This window comes from Sphingobium sp. VMM (assembly GCF_056790315.1).
Genome location: NZ_JBXGSI010000072.1, coordinates 1 through 494 on the forward strand (window position 1 = coordinate 1; position 494 = coordinate 494).

The window sequence follows — 494 nt, forward strand, 5'->3', positions numbered from 1 at the left end:
TGACATGCTCCCCTGATTGTCACCAGTCAGAGGTAGAGTCCGGCTCCTTCATGATGGTTGGTTGAGGTGATGGCAACCTGTCCGGGGGCATGCCCCCGGACAGGTTGGCCGGCTTTCTCGGCGGGGGTTCTCCCGCCCAGTTTCGAGTGTGGCCTGACGTAGTTGTAATCGTGCCGCCAGGCATCGAGCACGAAGCGAGCATGCGGCAGCGACGTGAACAGGGTCTCGTTGAGGCATTCGTCGCGCAGACGCCCGTTGAAGCTCTCGACGAAGCCGTTTTGCATCGGCTTGCCGGGTGCGATGTAATGCCACTCGACCCGCCGTTCCTGCGACCAGCGCAGGATGGCCGACGAGGTCAGCTCGGTGCCGTTGTCGCTGACCACCGTATGCGGCTTGCCGCGCATCCCAATCAGCCGCGTCAGCTCCCGCGCGACCCGCACACCCGACAGCGACGTGTCGGCCACCAGCGCCAGGCATTCCCGCGTGTAGTCGTT

1 protein-coding gene is annotated in these 494 nt (G+C 64.2%); it reads right to left on the reverse strand.

Annotated features, from left to right (window positions below; all coding sequences use genetic code 11):
- Positions 1 to 26: 26 nt before the first annotated feature.
- Positions 27 to 494: integrase core domain-containing protein (locus tag ACUCV3_RS27355; protein WP_482241481.1), on the reverse strand; the 468-nt coding region annotated here is incomplete at its 5' end.